Raw genomic sequence first — 24,890 nt, forward strand, 5'->3', positions numbered from 1 at the left:
AATTTATTTGCTCTTGGATTCGCATAGTAAGTGCAACATCATTACTCTGGAAATAAACGGTCGCGGTAGGAATAGCCGTTACCGGCTACCCCTACCGCGACCGTATCTCCGCCCAGTTCAGCCGCTTAACCAGTTGCGCTAAGGCCAGCGCTTCAATGTGGGTTAAAAGAATTTCAAATGCACAATGGCAGTAATATCTTAATCTTCATGAGTTATGATGAGGCTTATATCCACAATATCCATGTAACTGATTGATTTGTTTTAGATGAAAATCGCCTGCTTTGTCATATCGTTTTTCACGCTGAAACACTTTTAAGTTATTGAAATTTTGCCTATTTTGTTTTCTCCTTTTATACTTTATAATCCGGCTAAATTTTTTATTTAGAACAGTACTGGATAGAAATGAAAACGATAGAAGTTGATGAAGACCTTTACCGCTATATTGCCAGCCACACACAACATATCGGTGAAAGTGCATCTGATATTTTACGCCGGATGTTGAAATTTAACGCCGAGCAGCCAGTACAGAACGTCCAGCCTTTTAGCGCTGTGGAGAAAACATCAGTATCCCGTCCGCGTGATTCTGTTCGTGTAATACGTGAATTGTTACTTTCAGATGACTATTCTGAGAAGAAAAAATCAGTTGATCGCTTTATGTTGATCTTATCCACATTATACAGCTTGAACAGTGAAAGTTTTTCTCAGACAACCGATGCTATGCATGGTCGTACCCGTGTTTATTTTGCCGGCGATCAACAGACGTTGCTTGCCAATGGCAAACAAACCAAACCTCGTCATATTCCGGGCACACCTTTTTGGGTCATTACTAACACTAATACTGACCGTAAGCGCAATATGGTTGAGCAAATTATGCAGGATATGCAATTTTCAGCCAATCTTATTGAAAAGGTGTGTGGCACGATTTAAATGACTAAAGCTGCGCTGCAACAGTCGAGGCAGTGCAGCCACCCAGGAGAGATAAAGTGGCAAATCATCCGCGCGCGGGGCAGCTTGCCCGCCAAAGTGATCTGATAAATGTAGCGCAACTGACTTCACAGTATTACACCCTACATCCTCAGCCGGAAAACCCAGTGCATAAGGTTAAATTCGGTACATCCGGCCATCGTGGCAGCTCTCAGCGCAGTAGTTTTAATGAAGCGCATATTCTGGCAATTGCTCAGGCAGTTGTGGAAGCCCGTAAGCAGCGGGGAATAAATGGCCCTTGTTATGTGGGTAAAGATACTCATGCGTTGTCAGAAGCTGCTTTTATTTCTGTGTTGGAAGTGTTGACCGCCAATAATGTGCATGTGATTGTGCAGGAAAATAATGGATTTACGCCAACACCGGCGATTTCTCATGCCATCCTCTGTTATAACCGTCAGGGGAAGGCGCTGGCGGATGGGATCGTGATTACACCATCCCATAATCCGCCGGAAGATGGCGGCATTAAATATAATCCACCTGATGGCGGCCCCGCCGATACGGATCTGACCACGATTATCGAACGTCGTGCTAACGAGTTGCTTGAAGAAGGCCTGAAAAGCGTTAAGAGTCTGCCATTTGCTCAGGCATTGAGCAGTGAATATCTGCACCAGCAAGATTTAGTCGAGCCATATGTCGCTGCGCTGGGTGATGTGGTTGATATGGCTGCTATCCAGAAGGCAGGTTTGAAAATCGGTATTGATCCGTTGGGTGGCTCCGGCATTGCGTTTTGGCAGCGTATCGGTGAGTACTACAACCTGAATCTGACGTTAGTTAATGATCAGGTCGATCAGACGTTCCGTTTTATGCATCTGGATCATGATGGTGTCATTCGCATGGATTGCTCATCTCCTTGGGCAATGGCAGGTTTGCTGGCAATGCGAGATAAGTTTGATCTGGCTTTTGCCAACGATCCTGATTATGACCGCCACGGTATTGTCACACCAGCCGGTTTGATGAATCCAAACCACTATCTGGCAACCGCGATAGATTATTTGTTCCGTCATCGTCCACAATGGTCGGAAAGCGTTGCGGTAGGTAAAACGCTGGTTTCCAGTGCCATGATTGATCGGGTCGTTGCCGATCTTGGCCGTGAATTGGTGGAAGTGCCGGTCGGTTTTAAGTGGTTTGTTGATGGTTTGCATCAGGGCAAATTGGGCTTTGGCGGAGAGGAGAGTGCAGGGGCTTCTTTCCTGCGTTTCGATGGTATGCCGTGGTCCACGGATAAAGATGGGATTATCCTCTGTTTGCTGGCAGCAGAAATAACCGCCGTGACAGGGGAAAATCCACAGCAGCGTTACGATAAGTTAGCCGCCCGTTTTGGTACACCGAGTTACAGCCGCATTCAGGCACCCGCAAGCCATCAGCAGAAGGCGTTGTTAGCCAAGTTGTCACCAGAAATGGTGACAGCAGATAAGCTTGCCGGTGATCCCATCACTGCCCGGTTGACGAAAGCCGCCGGTAACGGCGCATCCATCGGCGGCCTGAAAGTGATGACAGAAAATGGTTGGTTTGCCGCCCGTCCATCAGGAACAGAGGAAGCCTATAAGATTTACTGTGAAAGTTTCCTTGGCCCTGAACATCGGGAGAAGATTGAACGCGAAGCACAGGATATTGTTAACCAGGTTTTTGCCGCCGTTTGATATTTGGTTCGATTGAATAATCCGCAATAGCTGTCACAGGTTATTGCGGATTTTTGTTTTTAATCGCTATAAAATAAAAATGAGTTTGGATGATAAGACAATTCTCTCTGTCTGAATATATCATTACTCTCATTAAGGAAACTAAAGAATAAACTCATTACTAATCTCAGTTTTAGTGAGTGAATATTTTGGGGCTGTGGAATGGTTTCCAGTTTTATCTCAGATGGCCTCATATAAATCTATAAATAATAATTATCCCCACCAGAGTTTAGCTATTAAACTAAAATGCAATTTTATTTATCTATTTCACTTTGAATATAATATTACAGATTATTTTTTGGTTAGATTAAGCTGAGTTTTCTCGTTAATTGATCAATATTTGAATAGATAAAGATTGAACTAAAAGGTTTTTATCTGAGATTAAGGACCCTTTTTATCCGTGTTTTCGCCTGTTAAAGTGCAAAGTACTTATGTCATTATGTTGCTCATTAACATCACAAGCATTTGCTCTGTGTTTAACGTGTAACAAAAGTGTCATATTTTGTTTGCAATTAACATTTATTTTGATAATATATTAAAGATAAATTATACATCGTTGAATTTGCTTTATCGTGCAGATCATCCTAATGCTTGCTTCTACATTTGATTTTTGTAGCGGCAAGTGGGTTTTATGGACTTTCGTAAATATTTTAAATGCTTGGTTTAAAAGATATCAATAATATAAGAACATAATAATGAAAAATTTTTCTCTTAGTAGTTATACATCCATACCGGCATGTATATGGGGTTTATTTTTGGGGACTTTCGTAACAAGATCAACATCAATGATGGTATGGCCTTTTATATCTATTATCTTGTATACCAAGTTCCATTTTACTGCATCGATGATTGGATTAGTTCTCTCTTTATCCATTGCGATTTCATCAATATTAAGTTTTTATGCAGGTTACTTCTCTGATAAAGTTGGCCGAGCCAGGATAATTATCATTGGATGTCTTATATCTTCATTGGCATATTTGATATTATGGTTATCTGAGCATCAGTCTGGTTTTATTATCGGTACGTTATTAGCGAATATCTCCTGGGCGCTGGTTAATAACCCAATAAAAGCAGTTATCGGTGATATTATCGAAGAAAAGCAGGTAAGAGAGAATGCCATGTATTTAAGGTATTTATTTCTGAATGCGGGTGCTGTAGTCGGGCCTTATTTAGGGGTAAAGTTAAGCCTGGATATTAATTCTATCTCATTTTTGATTGTTTCGGTATCCTATGTGATTTTTATGATCCCGGTCTATTTATTTGGTAAGAAAATAAAAATAAACTTAACTAATGATGATGATTTTAAAGGCACGATAAAGATTTTATTGAATGATCGGGTGTTTTTAATGTTGGTCATCAATAATATTCTCATGATGTTTATTTTTGGTCATTTTGATTCAACTCTGCCGCAGTTGATTACTTCATTAGGGTTTAATGGATATGCTGAGTTTATCGCTTCGCTTATTATGCTGCATGCGCTAACTATTGTAGTTATGCAGTTACCGTTTTCCATGTTAACGCAACAAATGGCATTAGAAACGAAAATAAAAATAGGCACTGTATTACTCATTTTAGCTGAATTAATGTTCTTTATTTCATTTAAGTATTATGATGTTTATTTATTTTGGTATCTGGCTGCTTTTATCATGAGTATCAGTCAAACTATTTTGTTTCCATGTGTGAATGTTTTTATCGATCGTTTAGCGCCAAATGATTTACGTGGTGCATATTTTGGCGCAGCATCACTTTATAGTATCGGTTTTTGTATCTCTCCATTAGTGGGTGGTACTGTTATTCAGTTCTTTAATGGTGGCGTGTTATTTCAATTATTAGCGATATTAAGTGTGTTGGTGTTGGTAATTTTTTGCCGTATGTTTAAACTAAGGGATAAACATGAAATTAATATTAGAAGAAGTCTCGAATCTTAGACCAACTGAATTACATTGTCCTGCTCGTGTTGAGCAGTTAATAGAGAAAGTTAAACTTGAAGGTTTTTGGACTCAACCTATCTGGATTGATGAAGCAACGAATGTGGTGATTGATGGTCATCATAGACTCGAATTAGCCAAAACACTCAAGCTAAGTTGTATTCCTTGTCTGGCATTTGATTATCAGAAAGAGTTGTTGGTTTATTCACGTAATGAGAATAAAACAATTAGTCATGTTGATGTTATTAATGCGGGTCTGGATGGGAAACCATTGGGTTATAAACAGACTCGTCATGAGTTTGCCGGGAATGTTATTGAAACGCAAATTGCGTTAAAAATGTTAGGGTTTGTCAATGAATAAGCAGTTTTATGATGTTGTGATGTGTGGTGCAGGTCCTGCAAATATCTCTTTAATTCCAGATTTATTAAAAGATGAAGCTATAAAACATTGTCTGATTTTAGAAAAAACAGAGATGGTCGGTTCTGGTGCATTAAAGAAGTATAAAATTACTGCGAACTCTTTAGGTAGTGTATTTTTAGAGAAATTTGGCGGCGGTGATGATGAGTTGAGTCAATATATAAGATCAACCTCAGAGTGGGAATATTTTAGTGCCAATAAAGATAAACCGGTTGAATTGAGAGTTGTCGGTCAATATTTGGAGAGAATTGCACGCTTTATTCAGGAAAATAAATATGGTGATCGGTTTGGTGTATTGACCGGTGCGGAAGTAAAAAAGATTAAGCAGAATGAAAATGGCGACTATGATATAACTTATCATAAAGATAATGAAGACTATATTGTATCAACGCGAAAAGTCCTGTTTAATATAGGTGGAAACCCGAACGAATCCAGATTATTACATAATAGTCATAATATGACTTCAGGTGATTTTATTAAAGGTGTTTATGATGAGATCATCAATAAAGGTGATATAAAAAGTATATCAATATTAGGTTCGTCACACAGTTCTGTTTCCTGTTTGATTCGGCTGATAGAACAATTAAAGTTTACTGGTAAGATAAATGTTCTGGTTAATAAAGATTTCAAGCTGTTTTTTGATTCACCTGCCAGTGCAGAATCTTACGGCTATGATTTCGTCCAGGAAGATATCTGCCCTTTAAGTGGCCGGGTTAATCGATATTCAGGTCTGAGATATGACTCTTTTGTATTTGCACAAGAGCTTAAAGTAAGAAAACATAAAAATATTTCTATTTTAAATATCTCAGAAATATCGAGTGATGAGGTTATTCAACGTATTAATTGTGACGATTTATTAATTCATTGTACTGGGTATCACTCCAAACTTGTTGAAATCGTTGATAAAAATAATATTCATGTTAAATTTAAAAGTGATAAATATGGTTTGCTGACTAATGCAAAATTAAATCCTATATCAATGTCGGGTGAAACGCTCAATAATTTTCATACATTTGGTCTGGGATCTGGTGTAAAAACCGGTGGTGAAATTGGTGGCGAGGCAAGTTTCCACGGACGAATTGACGGGGTTTGGGTATATCAGCATGTGATATATGACGCTGTATTTAATTGATAGATAGCTCAATATCAATTTTACATTATTAACGAGCTGTATTTTAGGTTAATTCTTATTTAAGAATTCCGATAGCTTTCTAACATCTATTTAAAATAAATTATCAAAACTATGAATGAAAAAACAGTAATACTGCTTTGTGCAGGAAGAGGCAGCCGTTTATCTACCAGAACATCAAATAAACCAAAACCTTTGGTAGAAACCAATCAAACATCATTTATCGATAATGCGCTGAAAAATATCGAATCTGTCGGTATTAGGAAAGTGATTATTGTGGTGGGTTATAAAAGTTATGTTTTAATGTCTCATATTAAACAAAAGACATATAACCTGGATATTGAATTTGTTAATAGTGAAAAATGGGAATCGACCAACAATCTCTATTCTTTATATCTTGCCAGAAATTGGATTAAGCAAGATACGCTGATCCTTGAAGGTGATATATTCTTCACCAAGAAATGTCTGGAAACGGTGATGTTAAAAGCAGGCGATCTGAATGTCCTGGTTTCTCCTCTTAGTGGGAATATGGAAGGGACTTATGCAAAAATAGATAAAGATAATATTATTGCATTAAATTCCACCAAGGATAGTGATTATCAGGTTGAAGATGGGCAATATAAGACAGTAAATATTTATCATATTTGCAGCGCTAATTTTGCGGAATATGTGAATAAAGAGTTAGAAAATTACGTTAATAATGGGTTAACCGGGCTATATTATGAAGATATATTTAAAAAATCTTTATTGGATAATATAGCTGAATTTAAAGCAAGTATTGTTGATCATTCTCAATGGTATGAAGTCGATAATACTTATGATCTTGCTATTTGTGATTTCATTTCAAGTAATAATAAGCTGGATCTTGTGCAGAATAGGCATGGTGGATATTGGCGTTATCCTATTATTGATTTTGCATTAATTTATAATTTCAACTTTCCACCTAAAAAATTGAAAGATGAAATGAAGAATAATTTTGATGAGATATTACTCAATTATCCTGGTGGAAATCGTTTAGTTGAATACGCCTTATCTGAATTTCTTGGCGTAGAAAAAACGAAATTATGTATTTCAAATGGTGCTGCTGAAATAATAAAACGGCTACCTGAAATTTATACAGGTAAAGTATTAGTCACTGTGCCATCATTTAATGAGTATGCTAATTGTTTTGGTAAAGACAGAACAATATTTAGCTATAGCAAAGAGAGCAGAGATTTTGAGATAGATATTGATGAATTATTAACGTTGGCGAAAGAAGAAAAGCCAAGTGTGGTGGTGATTGAGTCACCAAATAACCCGACAGGTAAACTGACGCCAATTAATAGTTTGTTATATTTGGCTGGCGAGTTATTGACATTAAATATAGACCTGATTGTTGATGAATCTTTCTTAGATTTCTCTAAAATGCGTGACGATACAATGTTAATGCATTTAGATAACTATAAAAATTTATCTGTTATTCGCAGTATGAGTAAAACCTTTGGTATTGGTGGTATTCGGATAGGATATATTGCAACCGCGAATCAAGCATTACTCGGTAAAGTGAGGTCAGTATTGCCTATTTGGAATATTAATGGTTTTGCTGAAGAATTTTTATTGCGGTTGCCGCAATATAGAGAGAGCTATAAATTAAGCTGTGAACAGGTGATTATTGATACGTTAAAATTACAGCAAGAATTGAATTCAATTGAAGGTATTACTGCCTATGAAACGGATTCTAATTTTGTTTACTGTAAATTCCATGTTTCCGATGCAAAAACGGTATCACAGTTACTTTTAGAGATTCATGGCGTGTATATAAAAGAGTGTTCCGGGAAAGGCAATGCCGATTCTGATCTATATTGCCGGGTATCTTGCCGGACACAAAGCGATAATGAAATTTTAATCCGCTCATTACGCATGGTAATGCAGGGGCTGATTAATATTAGTGATATTAGTACGATTAAGGAAGTTAACGAGGTCTGCGAATGAGTCATCCAAAAACAGTCGTGATTTGTGGTAAAGGAGAATTGGCAATTTTCATTTGTCAGTATTTCTTGAATCATAAAGATTATCAAATATTGCATGTTGTGGCAGATAAATTCGAACCTGTCAGTACTGAGCAGACATTAATAGATTTTTGTCATGAAAACAATATTTCTATTATTGAAGATAATAAAGTTGAGAATTTACCCGGTTATGAAAGTGGTAATTTCAATTGCGATTTGTGCTTTGTCGTATTTCATAAGCGGATATTGCCGTTAAAATTCATTAATTCTTGTAAAAGAATATTGAATATCCATTTGTCCCATTTGCCTAAATATCGCGGCGTCAGGCCAGTAAATTGGGCTTTGAAAAATGGTGAGTCATCTCATGGTGTGACGATCCATGAAATTAATGAAGGTATTGATGCGGGTCCAATTGTGAATCAGGTTTCATTTTCTATTTATCCAGAATTTGAAGAAGTTATTGATACTTATACCCGGGCTGTTAGCTATGCCAGACAATTATTCCTTGATACCATGCCAATGGTGGAAAAAATAACGCCAAGACCGCAAATGGATTCAGAGGCTAGTATTTATTATGAGAAAGATAATCATAATCTGGCAGAAAGGATGACATTTACCAAGAAAGCATCGCTTGAATTGCTGAATAAAGCGTAGATAATAATTGCTTTTAATGTACCGGGGAAGTTCATGTATAATCTTATTGCTACAGATCTTGATGGAACTCTGTTACTTCAAGGGGATACGGTAGGTAAATTTACCCGCCAAGTGTTGACTGATTTGTCAAATACGGGAAAACAGATCGTATTTGCCACTGGTAGACATCATGCTGATGTTAACGCCATTATTGGTGATTTTGATATACCTGTACATCTGATTACGTCTAATGGTGCCAGATTGACAAGTGCCTGTAAAAAGTTGGATATCAGACAATATCTGCCGGGTGATGTAGTAAAAAGATTAATTGAGGAAACGCAGGCAGATCACGATTTAGTGATTAATATGTATTGTGGTTCCCAATGGTTAACCAGTGAATTACACCATAGTTTCAGTGATTTTAATCAGAATGATAATTTTAATCCAACGATCAGACCGGCTGATGAAATGCCTTGTGATGCTGTTGAAAAAATCTTTTTCATTCATAAGCGCAGAGATCACGACGTGTTGGTTAAATTGGAACGCCATTTAATTGAGCTGTTTTCTGATAGTGTCAGTGTCGCTTTCTCGTTTCCTTGGTGTCTGGAAGTGATGGACTGTGGGGTTTCTAAGGGACAGGCGTTAATTCAGTTAGCTGGGTTTCTTGGGGTTCCAATCAATCAAACTATTGCATTTGGCGATGGTATGAATGATGTGGAAATGCTTTCAACCGCCGCTAAAGGGGTCATCATGGGAACGGCACAGGATAGGGTTAAACAAGCGCTGCCTCATGCGGATGTTATTGGTTCTTGTTGTGAAGAGTCTGTCGCTCATTATTTATCTGAACATGTCTATCAGGTGAATAATCTGTCCTAAACTTTGCCAAGAGCAGTTAATTGCCTGAGACATGAAGCGATTCGATTCGTGTTTCAGGTATTAAAGCATAAACCGATAACCAATGCCGGTTTCAGTGAGTAAATGTTTTGGTCTGGTAGGGTCAGTTTCCAATTTTTGTCGCAGATGCCCCATATAAATCCGTAAGTAATGGTTATGTTCAACATAATTAGGCCCCCAGACCTGATTGAGTAACTGGCGTTGTGTCAGCACTTTACCGCTATTTGCCAATAATTCACCCAGCAAACGAAACTCAATCGGCGTCAGATGCAACTCTTCATTACTTTTGGTTATCCGGCGGTTAACCAGATCGACAACCACATCAGAAAAATAGACGATAGATTCTTCCTGATGGGTTCTGGCAAAGTGGCGCAAGGCAACCCGTACTCTTGCTAACAATTCACTGATGCCAAATGGTTTACTCAGATAATCATCAGCGCCGGCATCCAGTGCGGCAACTTTATCAGCTTCTGCATCACGGGCAGAGAGAACAATAACGGGAATGGTGCTCCATTGGCGCAGATCACGGATCAAATTAATGCCGTCACCATCGGGCAGCCCCAAATCAAGAATAATCAAGTCAGGTTTACGGGTTCCTGCTTCAATCAAGCCTCGTTTCAGCGTCTCACTTTCAAATACGCGACAGCCTTCCCCTTCCAGCGCCAGCCGGACAAAGCGACGGATCTCTTTTTCATCTTCGATGATTAAGATGGTGTTATTGTTGGTAATGGTGACATCTCCTCAGTCATTTCTTCAATTTCAGGCGGCTTCTCTAACGGTAGAACAAAGTGAAAACTCGCTCCACCTTTTTCGTTATTGGCAGCCCAAATCTTTCCATTGTGAATTTCAATAATTGCGCGACAGATTGCCAGCCCAAGGCCTACTCCGGGAATGGCAGATTCTTTGCGGGCGCGGGAAAATTTATCGAAAATTAACTGTTCCTGCTCCGGTGGAATACCTTTACCTGTATCCCAGACTTCAATATGAACCTGATTTTTTTCTGTTGTCGCCTTAATGCCCAGTGGGGTCTGTTCATCGGTGTATTTGATCGCGTTTTCCAATAAATTGATAAATACCCGTTCCAGCAGGCTGGCATCACAATGCAAGAGTAAATCAGATGGCAGGGCAACGGTGACCGGATGGCGATTAAGCGCATATTCCAGTGAACGCAAGGTACTGCCGACGATCTCTTCCAATGATTGCCATTCCAGATTGAGTTGAATGCCCCCCGATTGAATACGCGCCATATCCAGCAAGTTATTGACCAGACGGGAAGTGCTGAGAATTTGCTGGCGGATTTGATTCACCTGCTTGGTATGTGGGGAACCTTCGGCAGATAAATCCAGCATCAGGATTTCTGCCTGACCGAAAAGGACTGTCAGAGGGGTGCGTAAATCGTGAGAGAGTGCCGCCAGAAGTGAGTTACGTAACTGTTCCCGCTCTGCATCCAGTTTCGCCGATTCTGCCCGGCGGGAGAGGTGCAATCTTTCCAACGCATTGGCAATCAGGCCGGTAAATGTTTGCAATAATCGCTGTTGCTCCGGGATGAGCAGTTGACGCAAATAGGATGGTTCAATCGCCAGCACCGCGAACGTTTGTGACGGTGTTGCGATAGGCAGTAACTGGTAAGGTACGCTCGGTAGGGTATCGGTTCCTGCGCCCGCCGGCAGATTTTTATCAAAACTCCATTTGGCAATGGCATCGTCAATCAGCATATGACCGCCATTGTTGGTGGTGAGTTGATGTAAATCGCCATTATTGTTCGGTAAAAACAGGCCAGTTTTAGCCTGAAAACCATTGGCAAGGAAATGGTAGCTGGTACGGGCAATATCTTCTTCATTCAATGCCCGGCTGAGTTCACGGGTCATTTCATAGAGATGGCGGGTGCGCTGTTCGCGGTAACGGGCAATTCGTGCTTGATATCTCATGCCGGCTGTCAGATTTCCGACCACGACCCCCACGATCAGCATGACCGTGAAAGTCAGCAGGTACTGCATATCCGTGACGGCAAGCGACCAGTGAGGCTGTACAAAGAAGATATCGAAACTGATGACGTTAATAAAAGCGGCGAATATTGATGGTCGGCGTCCATAAAACAGTGCAATGATGACGACGCCGAGCAGATAAAGCGTAACCAGATTGGCTTTATCGAGAGTCAGCAAGAATGTCCGGGAGAATAGGGTGATTAGCGTGCAGAGGGCGATTGCGATCAGGCAACCCTGAATCTGTATCCGCCATTTTTCAGTGACAGAACGGCTGTCTTGTTCTTTATCCCATTGGCTGCGATCTTCCAGCGCGACAATCACTAAATCCAAATCTGGCCCCAGTTTTCCTAACCGATCAGCAAAACCAAGGCGCCATTTCCAGTTAAGCAGCTTATGTTTGGATTCACAGCGGCGGCCTATCAAAATTTTGCCGAGGTTATGCTCTCTGGCATAACGTAATACCGCTTTTTCTTTGTTTGGATCGGCGAGGGTTGCGGTTTCCGCCCCCAATTCATGGGCTAATCTGAGTGCGGTTAAAATTGTGCGCCGTTTACCTTCCGGCAATTGGTGCAGTTTTGGGGTTTCAACATAGATTGCATGCCAGATACAGCCTAACCGGGCAGCCAGCCGGGCGGCGGTACGGACCAGTTTTTCATTGCCTGAGCTGTTGCCGATGCATAGCAGAAGATTATCACGGGTGTGCCAGACCGGTTCATGCCCTTGTGCGTCGCGGAAAGCACGCATTTGATCATCAACGCGATCAGCGGTACGGCGCAAAGCCAGTTCCCGCAGAGCAATCAGATTGCCTTTGCGGAAAAAATGTTCAATAGCACGTTCTGCCTGGCTGGGAATATAGACTTTACCTTCATTGAGCCGTTGGCGCAGATCATCAGGTGGCAGATCAACCAGAACAATTTCAGTTGCCTGATCAAAGATGTGGTCAGGGATGGTCTCCCTGACCTGGATGCCGGTGATGTCACCCACCACATCATTAAGGCTTTCCAGATGCTGAACGTTAATGGTCGTCAGCACATCGATTCCCGCTTGCAGTAATTCTTCAACATCCTGCCAGCGCTTGGGATGACGGCTGCCGTGAGGATTACTGAATGCCAGTTCATCCATCAGAATCATCGCCGGGTGGCGGGCAATGGCGGCATCAAGATCAAAAACGGTGATTCTGCGCTTGCGGTAGTGGATCGGTTTAAGTGGCAGTTGTGGCAGACCATCAACTAAAGCGGCCGTTCCCTGCCGCTCATGGGTTTCTACCACACCGATAATCACATCCAGCCCTTGAGCACGCAATCTTTGTGCTTCCTGCAACATGGCATAGGTTTTTCCCACGCCGGCACAGGCACCGAAAAATATTTTTAATTTACCGCGCTGTTTCTCATTAACCAGTGTCAGTAATTCATCAGGGTCAGGACGTTGGGGTTCGTGTTGATCCATCTTCCAGCCTTACTGTTTTTTCTTTTGCAAATTATCAAGGGCAAGATTGAGTTTTAACACATTAATCACCGGTTCACCGAGAAATTCCGATGGCGGGGTTTCAGTATTATTCCAGATTAATTGTTTTACCGCTTTAACGGGTAAACGGCGTGCGTCAGCCACTCTCTGTACCTGAAAATCAGCCGCTGCGGGTGAAATGTGAGGATCGAGGCCGCTAGCGGACGCGGTGACCAGATCAACCGGTACAGGCAGGTTTGGCTGGCGGTTAAATTGGCGCAAATGTTCAACTCTGCGCTTGATTTCATCATCCAATACCGGGTTAGAAACCGCCAAATCACTGCCACCGGATAACATCGTGTTATAAGGGTAGTCCATTGTCGCGGAAGGGCGTCCTTGAAAATAGATATCTTTAGTGAAGGGTTGACCAATCAGTTCAGAACCCACTATCTGGCCGTCTTGTTCCACCATAGAACCCTGGGACTGGTAAGGAAACATCAGTTCTGACAAACCTGTTGCCAGCAACGGGTAAGCCACTCCAGTTATCAGAGTCAGGAATAGCAACAATACAACAGAAGAACGTAACCAAATCATTTTCGTCACCTTTATTTAAATATCAGCAAAGTCAGCAACATGTCTATCAGTTTGATGCCGATGAAAGGCGCTATCAGACCACCCAGACCATAAATCCACAGATTGCGGCGCAAAAGTGACAATGCGTTCATGGGTCGGTAGCTCACGCCTTTTAGAGCTAATGGGATCAGGAAGACAATAATCAGTGCATTGAAGATAACTGTCGATAAAACCGCCGAAGTTGGCGAATGCAGATGCATGATATTCAAGACATTTAACTGTGGATAGGTGACAGCAAATGCCGCCGGGATAATGGCGAAATATTTTGCGATATCATTGGCGATACTGAACGTGGTCAGAGAACCTCGTGTCATCAACATCTGTTTACCAATACGAACGACTTCAATCAGTTTGGTTGGGTTGGAGTCCAGATCCACCATATTGCCGGCTTCCTTGGCGGCCTGAGTGCCTGAATTCATGGCAACGGCAACATCAGCCTGAGCAAGCGCGGGCGCATCATTAGTACCGTCGCCGGTCATGGCAACCAGACGGCCTTCGGATTGATACTGGCGGATAAGCGCCAGTTTGGCTTCGGGTGTGGCTTCCGCCAGAAAATCATCGACGCCGGCTTCAGCCGCGATCGCAGCGGCAGTCAGGCGGTTATCGCCGGTAATCATCACGGTTTTGATGCCCATTCGGCGCATTTCATTGAATCGCTCTTTGATGCCGCCTTTTACGATATCTTTCAGCGCGACAACACCCAGTACCCGCTGATTTTCTGCGACAACCAGCGGTGTTCCCCCTTTACGTGCGACGGTCTGTACCAGGATCTCGACTGTTTCAGGGAACTTGCCGTGATTAACTTCAATATGACGACGGATGGCATCTACGGCACCTTTACGGATCATACGATTTTCCACATTCACGCCGCTCATTCTGGTCATGGCAGAGAAAGGCACAAAACTGGCATTCAGTGAGCGCAGATCACGTTCGCGCAGGTTGAAGCGCTGTTTTGCCAGAATGACAATGCTGCGGCCTTCCGGTGTTTCATCGGCCAGAGAAGAGAGCTGGGCGGCATCTGCCAGCTGTTGTTCTGTCACGCCGGGAACCGGCAGGAACTGAGATGCCTGGCGATTTCCCAGAGTGATAGTGCCGGTTTTATCCAGCAGCAGCACATCCACATCCCCCGCCGCTTCAACGGCCCGGCCGCTGGTGGCAATAACATTCGCAGCCAGCATTCGGCTCATGCCTGCGACACCGATCGCAGAAAGTAAACCGCCAATGGTGGTCGGAATAAGACAAACCAACAAGGCTATCAATACCGTGATGGTGATGGGTTGACCAGATTGGTTGGTTTCCACACTGAATATTGAGAATGGCAATAGGGTGACACACACAAGGAGGAAGATAATCGTCAGAGCTGTCAGCAGAATCGTCAGAGCGACCTCGTTTGGGGTTTTGCGCCGTTTAGCGCTTTCTACCATTGAAATCATGCGATCGAGAAACGTTTCACCGGGATTAACCGAACATTCGACTATCAGCCAATCAGACAGCACGCGTGTACCGCCGGTAACAGAGGAAAAATCACCGCCGGATTCGCGGATAACTGGGGCAGATTCTCCGGTGATGGCACTTTCATCAACGGAAGCGCCGCCTTCGATAACTTCACCATCACAAGGAATGGTTTCATTTGCTTCGATAATGACGATATCGCCTTTACGCAGGCTATCAGACGGGACCTTTTCCCGCGTTGCGTCATGGCTGGCTGAGGCAAGTTTGGTTGCCCAACTGGTTTTTCTTACTCCTTTAAGGCTGGCGGCTTGTGCTTTGCTTCTGCCTTCTGCCAGTGCTTCGGCAAAGTTAGCGAACAGCAAGGTAAACCATAGCCATAAGGCGATGTTGCCGGTAAACAGTGTGTTTCCCTTAAACTGACCGGTCAATATGGCAATCCATAGAATTGTGGTTAACCCACTGCCCAGATAGACCACAAACATCACCGGATTACGCCATTGTGCGGCCGGATGGCATTTTTTTACTGAATCAATAAGAGCATTACGAATCAAAGAGGGTTCGAATAATGTCTGTTGTTTGTTTGTCATGGTGTTCCTCTCTCTATTCCTCATGTTGGCACTTACCGGGACATCAGCCAGATTTGTAAATGTTCAATTACCGGGCCAAGGATCAGTGCCGAAATAAACGTCAATGCACCAATTAACATAATGGTCAGGATTAATAAGCCGATAAACAGCGGGCCATTGGTGGGGAGTGTGCCGTTGCTGACAGGCTGGCGTTTTTTCACTACCAGAGAGCCGGCAATGGCAAGTACCGGCAGGATCACGCCAAAACGGCCCAAAAATAGGGTGACTGCCAGCAGTAGGTTGTAGAACACGCTGTTGGTATTGAGGCCCGCGAAAGCACTGCCATTATTGTTGGCGGCAGAGGAGAGGGCATAGAGCACTTCACTGAAACCATGAGCACCGGGGTTCAGAATACCGGCACGTCCACTGGTGGTGGATATGACAAGTGCCGTACCTAAAAGTACCAGTGTCGGGGTGACCAGAATCGCCAGTGCGACCATTTTCATCTCGAATACTTCGATTTTTTTGCCGAGATATTCAGGTGCCCGGCCTATCATTAAACCACCAATAAACACTGTCAGCAGAACGAACAGCAACATACCGTATAGGCCGGAACCCACGCCGCCGAATACGACTTCGCCAATTTGTATCAACCACATTGGGATCATGCCGCCAAGTGCGGTGAAGGAATCATGCATAGCATTGACTGCCCCGCAGGAGGCCGCGGTTGTCACTACCGCATAAATTGAGGTTGCAAGGATACCGAAGCGATTCTCTTTGCCTTCCAGATTGATATTACTGGCAGCACCTAGCAGACTGAAATGGGGATTGCCTTTGAGTTCGGCATACATCACTCCCACGGTGGCAGCGACAAAGATGATACACATCGCCCATAATAAAGCGTGTCCCTGACGGTTATCGCCAATGATCTGACCAAAGGCAAAACAGAGCGCACAGGGGATCAGCAGGATAGATAATATTTGAATAAAATTGCTGATAGCGGTTGGGTTTTCAAACGGATGAGCTGAACTGGCGCCAAAGAATCCACCGCCATTGGTTCCCAATAACTTAATGGCTTCCTGTGAGGCGACAGGCCCCATCGGGATCACATGCTGTTGGTCTTCAATGGTATGAGCTAATTGATAGGGTTCGAAATTCTGTATTACTCCCTGACTGACAAAAACCAGCGCGATAATCATAGACAGCGGTAGCAGCAGATAAAGTGTAATACGGGTGATATCAACCCAGGCGTTCCCCACGGTTTTTACACCATGACGGGAAAATGCGCGTATCAGCGCAAATGCCACAGCGATACCGGTCGCGGCGGAAAGAAAGTTTTGCACGGTTAAACCCGTCATCTGACTAAAATAGCTTAACGTGTTTTCCCCGCTGTAGGCTTGCCAGTCAGTATTGGTGATAAAGCTGACCGCTGTATTCAGCGCCAGGTCCCATTTTAGCCCGGGAAAATGTTCAGGATTTAGCGGAAGGACTCGTTGAGCGACCAGCAGGGTAAATAACAGTAATAATCCAGTCAGATTAAAAATAATGATCGCTAATGCGTATTGTTGCCAGCTCATTTCTTTCACTGTGCCGCCAGGCTTGTGTAAACCACAGCAACGCCAAAGGCCAGATTCTGTTTTAGTCAGCCAGAGCGGAATATCACCGTTGATCATATTGGCGATCATATTTCCAAGCGGTTTTGCCAGCAGCAGCAAAATCAGTAAGAAACTTGCGATCAGTAAAAAAGCGGATGATGCCATTTAAAAATCCTCCGCATGGAGTAACGCGTAAATCAGATAGACCAGTAACAGGGCTACTAATAACGCGCCGGAAATCAGAAATATGCTCACTGCTTATCTCTCCTGAGAATTTGGATAGATAAAGGTTAGGGAAGGTAGTGCAAAGAAGCTGATAAAAGAGTGAATGGATGTGTAAAAAAAGTGTAAAAATGACTACCGTATTTCCCTTTTTCAGGAGATACGGCACCGGGGAGCAGTCACGGAAGTATGGCAAACGAACGAACGGGAAAACCAGATGCTTTTTTAGGTTTGGCTACAATGTTGAAAATGACTGCACCCCGTACAGGTACTTGGTCCAAATTAGCCAAAAGTTCTATCTGATAAGTATCTTGTTTTAATACATAATCTTCACCCAACAACGCATTATTCTTTCTAAAATCTTTAGCGGAGTCGGTATCAAATGTTTCATGCCCAATGGCTTTAACATGACGCTCCTCAAATAAAAATTTGAGGGCATCCATTCCCCATCCGGGTATTTGGTTATTGCCACGATCATCTTTATTATCCATGGCTTGCTGAGATGACCAGCGTTTACTCCAGTCAGTTCTGAGCGCAACGAAAGTACCTGCCTCAATAATGCCATATTCTTCTTCAAATTTAAGAATGTCTTCTTTAGAAAGTGAAAAATTAGGATCCTGTTTTGCTCTTTCTGACTGATTAAGTACGATTAAAGGCAAAACCAATTCTTTTAATTCCAGCTCATCAAGACAACGGGCATTAGGAACAAAATGGCAGGGAGCATCAATGTGAGTCCCATATTGGCCGGGAAAAGAAAATTGTTGAGCAAAAAAACCATCTTTATAATCAAACAGGGTTTTAAACTCGGCGGGTTCAAACATAAAAAAATGGGGAGAATCTTTATCGAAGCTATGCGTTAAATCGACCCATTTTTTCGATTTCAGTAAAGTGAGTGCTTGTAAGATGTTATTTGACATAAAAACCTCATTTTTGATAATTGTAGATGTTTTTTTACCGACATGGTTTTTTCTATAATAAAAACAAAGCTATAGATTTTCATTAATTTAAAGAGTTAACTATTTCTTTAAATGTTGTATTTGAGTCTATTGCCTGATAGAAGCCATTTTCGACATGTATTGGCGTAATTATATTGGTGTTTTTCAATATTGGTTTATTATTAAAGAAAACAGATATTTTTTCCCCTACGTTTTTCTTAATAAAAAGATTAAAGGGTTTGCTGCAATGATCGCCATTTCTTACTTTAATGAATATGGAATAATAGTCACTCCCTTTTTTCGGGGTAATTTCTTCTATACATGATGGAGTTAAATGAAAAGTTTCACTATTGGTTTTATAGTCAATAGAAAAAGGATGTTTTTTGGGGGCACAACCTGAAACGTTTATTACTAGAATTAATAATATGAGCGTTAATATTCTCATCTCTCCTCCTGTTATCGTCAATCCATAGACATTCTGGAAAAATAACTTGGTACAACAGCTTATATCATTCTTCCGTACCCATGTAATAATTGTCAATGAAAATTTTTATATGGGCAATTTCTGCGTTTATCGCCAGCGTTAAACGGATATTTCTAACTGCGTGTATCGTTATCCGCAGGCATTTTTTTCAATAAGAATTATCTATTGAATTCAATCCATTTCCTGAGCAAGGTGGAACCGATGATGACAGGAATAGGATCAAGGAGCGTAAAAAAATTGACTCCTACGTTATGAGGTTCGACGTCCAATGGAACGAAAAACTACGCTAAGAAAATAACCCTATGTTTTAACCGAAGGCGCAAATAAACTTAAAAAATGTGTCACGTCTGTAAAACTAACCAGAACGGGGGGTATCGATGCTCTCTTTTTTGCTCTCATTGGCATTATTTTCCTTTCTCTTAACTAAGGGTAAGTAATACCCAGCTTCGGGGCGTATTAACTTCTCGCGTTCCCTGGAACACTCTTCTGCCCCTTACCGGCAAATTAGCTTCAATTGTTACTTAAATTATTTTAAACTATTTTTCGTTTATATAGTTTTTTTAATTGACGGCTTTCTAAATTTAGTATTATATAAATAATTCAATGACTTACTCATGTGTCAAGTTCAATGGCCGTTGGGGTGAAGAAACTGGCGATAGGCCGGTTTCTTCGTATGTATACGGGAATAAATTTCGTGCACACAACGTTTTTTGTCGATGGTTACAATTCTGCTTTCTTATCTTACCGACGGGGGCGCCGCATCTCTATCCTGCGCCATCTGCGCGACCCGCAGTTAGAACGGAACGTGCATTGCTCGCAGAACTGTATCGAGTCTTATCACCAGCTACGCTCGGCCATCTTATCTCGGCTGCTGAAGAAGTTTGATAGTGCAACTATCTTGTTGTTAGCGAATGAATATTAATTAACAACAAGCTGCAACAATCATTCCCTACATTGCTTAATGTTTTCAGTTTGCAAAGATAGGCACGGACGCAATTATGGAAAAAAAATGAGTACTGAGTCACCCCATTCTTCCCCAGAGCTGGACACCGGCCTGATTTGTCTGGCCATGTTGGCCCGGTTTCACAACATGGCTATATCGACTGAACAACTTTCACACGAATTTTCTACCACTAATCAAGGTGTTACCCAGCATGAGCTGCTGCTGGCTGCACGGAAGTCGGGGCTGAAAGCCAAGGCTGTGCGTACCACACTTGCCAGGCTTGAGCACACGCCATTGCCCGCTATTGCTATTGGCCGAGATGGGAAGTTTTTTATTTTAGCTAAGCTGGATCAGGAACAAGCTTTGATTCAGGATCCACGTTCGGCGCGCCCCGAAGTTATCAGCTTCGAGGGGCTTGAGCAGCGTTGGACTGGGCAGTTGGTGTTGGTGCGTTCCAGTAACGGTCTGTCCGGCGAATCCTCGCGTTTTGATTTCACTTGGTTCATTCCGGCCATCGTCAAATACCGCAAGTTGTTGGGTGAAGTTTTGTTGGGGTCTTTTGCTTTGCAGCTGTTTGCCTTGGTGACTCCGTTGTTCTTTCAGGTGGTCATGGACAAAGTACTGGTGCACCACGGCCTAACCACACTGGATGTTGTCGCAGCGGGGTTGCTGGGTATCATGCTGTTCGAGTCGGCCCTGAGCGGTCTTCGTAGTTACGTGTTTTCCCATACGACCAGCCGTATTGATGTGGAGTTGGGTTCGGGTCTGTTTCGGCATTTAATCAATTTACCGCTGGCTTACTTCCAGGCCAGGCGCGTCGGTGATTCTGTGGCTCGTGTACGAGAACTGGAAAACATTCGTAGTTTCCTCACTGGCAACGCCATTACGTTGATGATCGATGTCTTTTTTTCCTTGGTATTCATCGTGGTAATGCTTTTTTACAGTGGCTGGCTGACTCTCATTGTCCTGTTGTCTTTGCCACTCTATGCTCTGGTATCGGCGTTGGTTACCCCTCTCTTGCGTAAGCGATTACAGGATAGCTTCACACGCAACGCCGAGAACCAGGCATTCCTTGTTGAAACGGTAAATGGCATTGATACCCTAAAATCAATGGCGGTTGAACCGCAGGCCATCCGCAAGTGGGACAACCAGATGGCGGCTTATATTGCCGCGAGTTTCAAAACACAGGCCTTGTCCACCCTCGCCAATGAGAGTGTATCGCTTATTGGCAAGTTAGTGACGGTCGCCACACTCTGGCTCGGTGCGCGCCTCGTGATAGACGGGCAGCTGTCGGTGGGGGAACTGATCGCATTCAATATGCTGGCCGGCCGTGTCAGCGGCCCTATTATGCGTCTGGCGCAATTGTGGACCAGCTTCCAGCAAACCGGGGTCTCGGTGCAGCGTCTGGGAGACATCCTCAATTCCCGTACTGAATTGTCTCAGGCTACACGTAGCACGGTACCGCCGCTCAAGGGGCGAATAGAGTTTGATCAGGTGCATTTTCGTTATCGGACCGATGGCTCTGAGGTGCTGCGCGGAGTTAACCTGGTCATTGGCGCGGGAGAAATCATTGGTGTGGTGGGCCGCTCCGGTTCTGGCAAGAGCACCCTGACCCGCTTGTTGCAGCGGCTCTATGTTCCGGAGCGCGGACGGGTCATGGTCGATGGCATGGATCTGGCATTGGCTGATGTGTCCTCGCTGCGCCGGCAGATTGGCGTGGTGTTGCAGGACAATATGCTATTCAACCGCAGCATTCGCGAAAACATTGCCTTGAGTGATCCGGGTGCGCCGCTCGAAGTGGTCATGCACGCCGCCAGCATGGCTGGAGCCCATGAATTCATCCTTGAACTGCCTGAAGGTTACGACACCATGGTGGGTGAGCACGGCACGTCACTTTCGGGTGGTCAGCGGCAACGGGTGGCTATTGCCCGAGCTTTGATCGGCAATCCTCGCATTTTGATTTTCGACGAGGCGACCAGTGCGCTGGACTATGAGTCTGAACGGGTTGTGCAGCAGAACATGCAAAGCATTTGCAAGGGGCGAACGGTCATCATTATCGCTCATCGGTTGTCCGCTGTACGCGATGCGCATCGCATCCTCGTGATGGATCGCGGGCAGATCGTCGAACAGGGAACCCACGCCGAGTTATTGGTGCGTCAGGACGGCCATTATTCACGACTGTATCGAATGCAGCAGGGCTGAAAGGCTTCCATTTCCCGGAAAAGTACGATGAAAACGGCTAATAACGTAATCAATGGTTAATAACACAGTCAGAGGTAGATGTGACCAAGATAAATATACTCCGATTCAAGGAAAATAACTTCGCATGAGTGCCACCCTTTCCTTATTGCAGCGCTATCGCCATGCGTGGAGTCAGTCTTGGTGTCAACGTAAAAGTATGGATGTGTCGCCGCGACTCGCTCATGAATTGCAGTTTTTACCGACGGCTTTGGAGTTGCAGGAAACACCTGTTCACCCAGCACCGAGAATTTTCATCTGGAGCATTATGGGTTTCGCCGTATTGGCGTTGCTCTGGGCCTGCATCGGCAAAATCGAGGTAGTGGCTATCGCCCCGGGAAAGGTTGTTCCCAATGGCAAGACCAAGTTGATTCAATCCAGCGAAACGGCGGTAGTCAGAGCGATCCACGTCAATGACGGTCAAGCGGTGAAAGTCGGCGAGTTGTTGGTCGAACTCGACCCGACGGCGGCAAGCGCCGACGTCAGCCGGATCCAGAGCGAGCTGCTGGCTGCTCGTATCGACAGTGCGCGGAGTGCCGCCATGCTTGACGCGATCAATCAGCAACAGCCGCCGGCGTCACTGGTAGGGACGATTGCCAACGCCAACCCTGAGCAGGTGCTCAGTACCCAACGCTGGCTTCAAGGACAATACCAGGAATACCGCAGCAACCTGGAGTTGGTGGACGCAGAAATCCTCCAACGCAGCGCCGAAATCCAGTCTGCTCAGGCTCAGGTGGCTAGCCTGCGACAAACGATACCGATTGCTACACGATTGGCCGAGGATTACCAACGGTTATTGACGAAACAGTATGTGTCGCGGCATGAATATCTGGAAAAAGAGCAGACGCGGCTGGATCTGCAACGCCAGTTAAGCGTACAGCTGGCCAGTGTCTTGCAGCACACCGCCGCCCAGGACGAGGCGCGACGTCGGCGTGAGGCTGTTGTTGCACAAAATCGCCGCGCCATGCTCGACCTGCAACAGGAAGCCAATCAAAAAGCAGCGATCCGGGTTCAGGAGCTGGCGAAGGCCCGTTACCAGGAAACCCTGACCAGCCTCAAAGCCCCAGTGGCCGGCACAGTTCAACAACTCGCTATCCATACCGTCGGTGGAGTGGTTACACCGGCTCAATCGCTGATGGTCATCGTCCCCGCAGACCAACAGGTAGAAGTGGAAGCTATGCTGGAAAACAAGGATGTAGGTTTCGTCCACGTCGGCCAACCGGTCACCGTCAAGGTGGAAACCTTCACTTTCACCAAGTACGGCACTGTTGACGGCGAAGTGCTCAATGTGTCGAACGATGCCATCGAGGACGAAAAGCATGGACTCATCTATAGCAGCCGTATTCGCTTGAAGTCTGATCACGTGCTGGTCAATGGTCAGCGAGTCGCGCTGTCTCCGGGCATGTCGATCACGGCAGAAATAAAAACCGATCAACGTCGGGTGATCGATTACTTCTTGAGCCCATTGCAGCAGCATATGGATGAAAGTCTGAGAGAGAGGTAAGCGCGCTTTGCCATACTCACCGTTTTCCGCCTTTGAGATAAGTTACCGTTAATAGTCAGGGATGTTTTTTCGCAGTCTTACTTTGTTTGGAGTGACGTGATGAAGAGATTACAGGTACATGAAATAGTTAAAAGCTGGCACAAAATGATTATTGTTTTGAGTTGTGCTTGGTTGGTGGCCTGTTCTGAACGCGTTGATATCTGCAAACCGATTGATGTGTCGCATTCTGGGCAATCCGTCGAGATTAATTTTGAACTCAGTAAGCGCAAGGCCGGGGATTATCAGTTTGCCCTGCTGTTTGCGAAGGGGCGTTCTTATGCTGAAATGGAAAGGCGATTTGAGTTATTCGGGAGTATTGATAAGGACGGGGTTACAACCCCCGTTTCGCTTCGTCTGGTTAAAGACGGCAAGGTTTTTTTTGACGAGAAAATAAACGCAGTGGGGCGCGGTTGGGGGCAATCCTTCTATTATAAAGAGAGAAGTATAAATACCGCGGTACGCAATATTAAAATACTGGAGTTACTCCCCGGACGTTATTCTGCGGTAATTACTACACTGGAAGATGTGCCTGCTTTTAATGGTATTCAGAGTTTTGTAGAGCTTGCGTATTTTAATTCGAAGATTTAAGAAGATTTAAAATAGTATCAGTATAAACAAAGAAAATATAAAAATTTGGAGTGACGTGATGAAAGTATTACAGGCTCATGAAAGGTTCAAAAATTGGCGAAACATTATTATTTTTATGAGCTGCACCTTATTAATGGCATGTTCTAAATACATTGATATATACAAACCGATTGACGTGTCGAAGTCTGGTCAATCAGTCAAATTTGATTTTGAGATCAGCAAGGAAGGAAATTATCAGTTTGCCCTGCTGTTTGATACTGGAGATGATTATGACGAAATGAAAAGGCGGTTTAAGTTGTTCGGGAGTATTTATGAGAGCGGGGTTAAATCCCCCGTTTCGCTTCGCTTGGTTAGAAACGGACAGATTTTTTTTGACGAAAAAATAAATGCAGGGGGATACGGTTGGGGGCGGGCCTTTTATTATGGAGAGAAATTTATAAATACAGCTGCGCGAGAAATCAAAACACTTGAGTTACCCCCCGGGGGTTATTCTGCTGTGATTACCACCCTGGAGGATGTCCCTGCTTTTAATGGAATTGAGAGTTTTGTCGAATTCACCTATTACGATCCGAAGATTTGATTTCTATAGAAAAACAAAAAGAAATAACAA

21 protein-coding genes are annotated in these 24,890 nt (G+C 43.7%); 12 read left to right on the plus strand and 9 right to left on the minus strand.

Annotated elements, in window-relative coordinates; translation table 11 throughout:
• Positions 1 to 91: 91 nt before the first annotated feature.
• On the minus strand, positions 92 to 172 hold the full coding sequence (locus PTE_RS27405; RefSeq protein ID WP_422615344.1) for a DUF7706 family protein: 81 nt from the start codon (positions 170 to 172) through the stop codon (positions 92 to 94).
• Positions 173 to 402: 230 nt separating this feature from the next.
• Here PTE_RS27405 and seqA point away from each other — a divergent pair, with 230 nt between their 5' ends.
• From seqA to PTE_RS21675, 8 genes are all read left to right on the plus strand, one after another.
• The gene (gene seqA, locus PTE_RS21640) at positions 403 to 927 is read left to right on the plus strand and encodes a replication initiation negative regulator SeqA (RefSeq protein ID WP_036850575.1); all 525 of its coding nucleotides are present in this window, start codon (positions 403 to 405) and stop codon (positions 925 to 927) included.
• A gap of 56 nt (positions 928 to 983) precedes the next feature.
• Positions 984 to 2,624 carry a phosphoglucomutase (alpha-D-glucose-1,6-bisphosphate-dependent) gene (gene pgm, locus PTE_RS21645; RefSeq protein ID WP_036850576.1) on the plus strand — a complete coding sequence of 547 codons (1,641 nt, stop codon included), beginning with the start codon at positions 984 to 986 and terminating at the stop codon, positions 2,622 to 2,624.
• A gap of 734 nt (positions 2,625 to 3,358) precedes the next feature.
• Positions 3,359 to 4,591, plus strand: a complete 1,233-nt coding sequence (locus tag PTE_RS21650; RefSeq protein WP_036850579.1) for an MFS transporter — start codon at positions 3,359 to 3,361, stop codon at positions 4,589 to 4,591.
• Positions 4,557 to 4,952, plus strand: coding sequence for a ParB N-terminal domain-containing protein (locus PTE_RS21655; protein WP_036850583.1), 396 nt, complete (start codon positions 4,557 to 4,559; stop codon positions 4,950 to 4,952). Before PTE_RS21650 ends, PTE_RS21655 begins: the two co-directional genes overlap by 35 nt.
• Positions 4,945 to 6,141, plus strand: coding sequence for a SidA/IucD/PvdA family monooxygenase (locus PTE_RS21660; protein ID WP_036850586.1), 1,197 nt, complete (start codon positions 4,945 to 4,947; stop codon positions 6,139 to 6,141). Before PTE_RS21655 ends, PTE_RS21660 begins: the two co-directional genes overlap by 8 nt.
• Before the next feature lie 111 nt (positions 6,142 to 6,252).
• Positions 6,253 to 8,109: an aminotransferase class I/II-fold pyridoxal phosphate-dependent enzyme gene (locus PTE_RS21665; protein WP_036850589.1), complete on the plus strand. Its 1,857-nt coding sequence runs from the start codon at positions 6,253 to 6,255 to the stop codon at positions 8,107 to 8,109.
• Positions 8,106 to 8,780, plus strand: a complete 675-nt coding sequence (locus tag PTE_RS21670; protein WP_036850592.1) for a formyl transferase — start codon at positions 8,106 to 8,108, stop codon at positions 8,778 to 8,780. The genes PTE_RS21665 and PTE_RS21670 overlap by 4 nt, the downstream gene beginning before the upstream one ends.
• Positions 8,781 to 8,813: 33 nt before the next feature.
• A complete protein-coding gene (locus tag PTE_RS21675) occupies positions 8,814 to 9,635 on the plus strand; it encodes a Cof-type HAD-IIB family hydrolase (protein ID WP_036850595.1) in 822 nt (273 codons plus the stop codon).
• A 60-nt stretch (positions 9,636 to 9,695) separates the two neighbouring features.
• Here the strand turns inward: PTE_RS21675 and kdpE are convergent, their stop codons facing one another.
• The 8 genes from kdpE to PTE_RS21715 all read right to left on the minus strand — a co-directional run bounded on the left by kdpE (position 9,696) and on the right by PTE_RS21715 (position 18,929).
• Positions 9,696 to 10,382 carry a two-component system response regulator KdpE gene (gene kdpE / locus PTE_RS21680; protein WP_036850598.1) on the minus strand — a complete coding sequence of 229 codons (687 nt, stop codon included), beginning with the start codon at positions 10,380 to 10,382 and terminating at the stop codon, positions 9,696 to 9,698.
• Positions 10,358 to 13,084 (minus strand): two-component system sensor histidine kinase KdpD, encoded by a 2,727-nt coding sequence (kdpD, locus tag PTE_RS21685; protein WP_036850601.1) that lies wholly within the window; start codon positions 13,082 to 13,084, stop codon positions 10,358 to 10,360. The genes kdpE and kdpD overlap by 25 nt, the downstream gene beginning before the upstream one ends.
• Positions 13,085 to 13,093: 9 nt before the next feature.
• Complete coding sequence (kdpC, locus tag PTE_RS21690) at positions 13,094 to 13,675, minus strand: potassium-transporting ATPase subunit KdpC (protein WP_036850604.1); 582 nt, start codon at positions 13,673 to 13,675, stop codon at positions 13,094 to 13,096.
• Positions 13,676 to 13,686: 11 nt separating this feature from the next.
• On the minus strand, positions 13,687 to 15,753 hold the full coding sequence (kdpB, locus tag PTE_RS21695) for a potassium-transporting ATPase subunit KdpB (RefSeq protein ID WP_036850607.1): 2,067 nt from the start codon (positions 15,751 to 15,753) through the stop codon (positions 13,687 to 13,689).
• 32 nt (positions 15,754 to 15,785) lie between these two features.
• Positions 15,786 to 17,492: a potassium-transporting ATPase subunit KdpA gene (kdpA, locus tag PTE_RS21700; RefSeq protein WP_036850610.1), complete on the minus strand. Its 1,707-nt coding sequence runs from the start codon at positions 17,490 to 17,492 to the stop codon at positions 15,786 to 15,788.
• Positions 17,493 to 17,582, minus strand: coding sequence for a K(+)-transporting ATPase subunit F (kdpF, locus tag PTE_RS21705; RefSeq protein ID WP_036850612.1), 90 nt, complete (start codon positions 17,580 to 17,582; stop codon positions 17,493 to 17,495).
• A 146-nt stretch (positions 17,583 to 17,728) separates the two neighbouring features.
• Positions 17,729 to 18,466 carry a cyclase family protein gene (locus PTE_RS21710; protein ID WP_036850614.1) on the minus strand — a complete coding sequence of 246 codons (738 nt, stop codon included), beginning with the start codon at positions 18,464 to 18,466 and terminating at the stop codon, positions 17,729 to 17,731.
• An 82-nt stretch (positions 18,467 to 18,548) separates the two neighbouring features.
• Complete coding sequence (locus PTE_RS21715; protein ID WP_036850616.1) at positions 18,549 to 18,929, minus strand: hypothetical protein; 381 nt, start codon at positions 18,927 to 18,929, stop codon at positions 18,549 to 18,551.
• 1,048 nt (positions 18,930 to 19,977) lie between these two features.
• Here PTE_RS21715 and PTE_RS21720 point away from each other — a divergent pair.
• The 4 genes from PTE_RS21720 (at position 19,978) to PTE_RS21735 (ending at position 24,860) form a co-directional block, all read left to right on the plus strand.
• Positions 19,978 to 22,113, plus strand: coding sequence for a type I secretion system permease/ATPase (locus PTE_RS21720; RefSeq protein ID WP_036850618.1), 2,136 nt, complete (start codon positions 19,978 to 19,980; stop codon positions 22,111 to 22,113).
• A gap of 124 nt (positions 22,114 to 22,237) precedes the next feature.
• Positions 22,238 to 23,653, plus strand: coding sequence for an HlyD family type I secretion periplasmic adaptor subunit (locus PTE_RS21725; RefSeq protein WP_036850621.1), 1,416 nt, complete (start codon positions 22,238 to 22,240; stop codon positions 23,651 to 23,653).
• Between the two features lie 99 nt (positions 23,654 to 23,752).
• The gene (locus PTE_RS21730) at positions 23,753 to 24,280 is read left to right on the plus strand and encodes a DUF5625 family protein (RefSeq protein ID WP_036850624.1); all 528 of its coding nucleotides are present in this window, start codon (positions 23,753 to 23,755) and stop codon (positions 24,278 to 24,280) included.
• Positions 24,281 to 24,338: 58 nt separating this feature from the next.
• On the plus strand, positions 24,339 to 24,860 hold the full coding sequence (locus tag PTE_RS21735; RefSeq protein WP_036850626.1) for a DUF5625 family protein: 522 nt from the start codon (positions 24,339 to 24,341) through the stop codon (positions 24,858 to 24,860).
• The last annotated feature ends 30 nt before the right edge of the window (positions 24,861 to 24,890 follow it).

It is taken from the genome of Photorhabdus khanii NC19, assembly GCF_000517265.1.
Lineage (GTDB): Bacteria > Pseudomonadota > Gammaproteobacteria > Enterobacterales > Enterobacteriaceae > Photorhabdus > Photorhabdus khanii.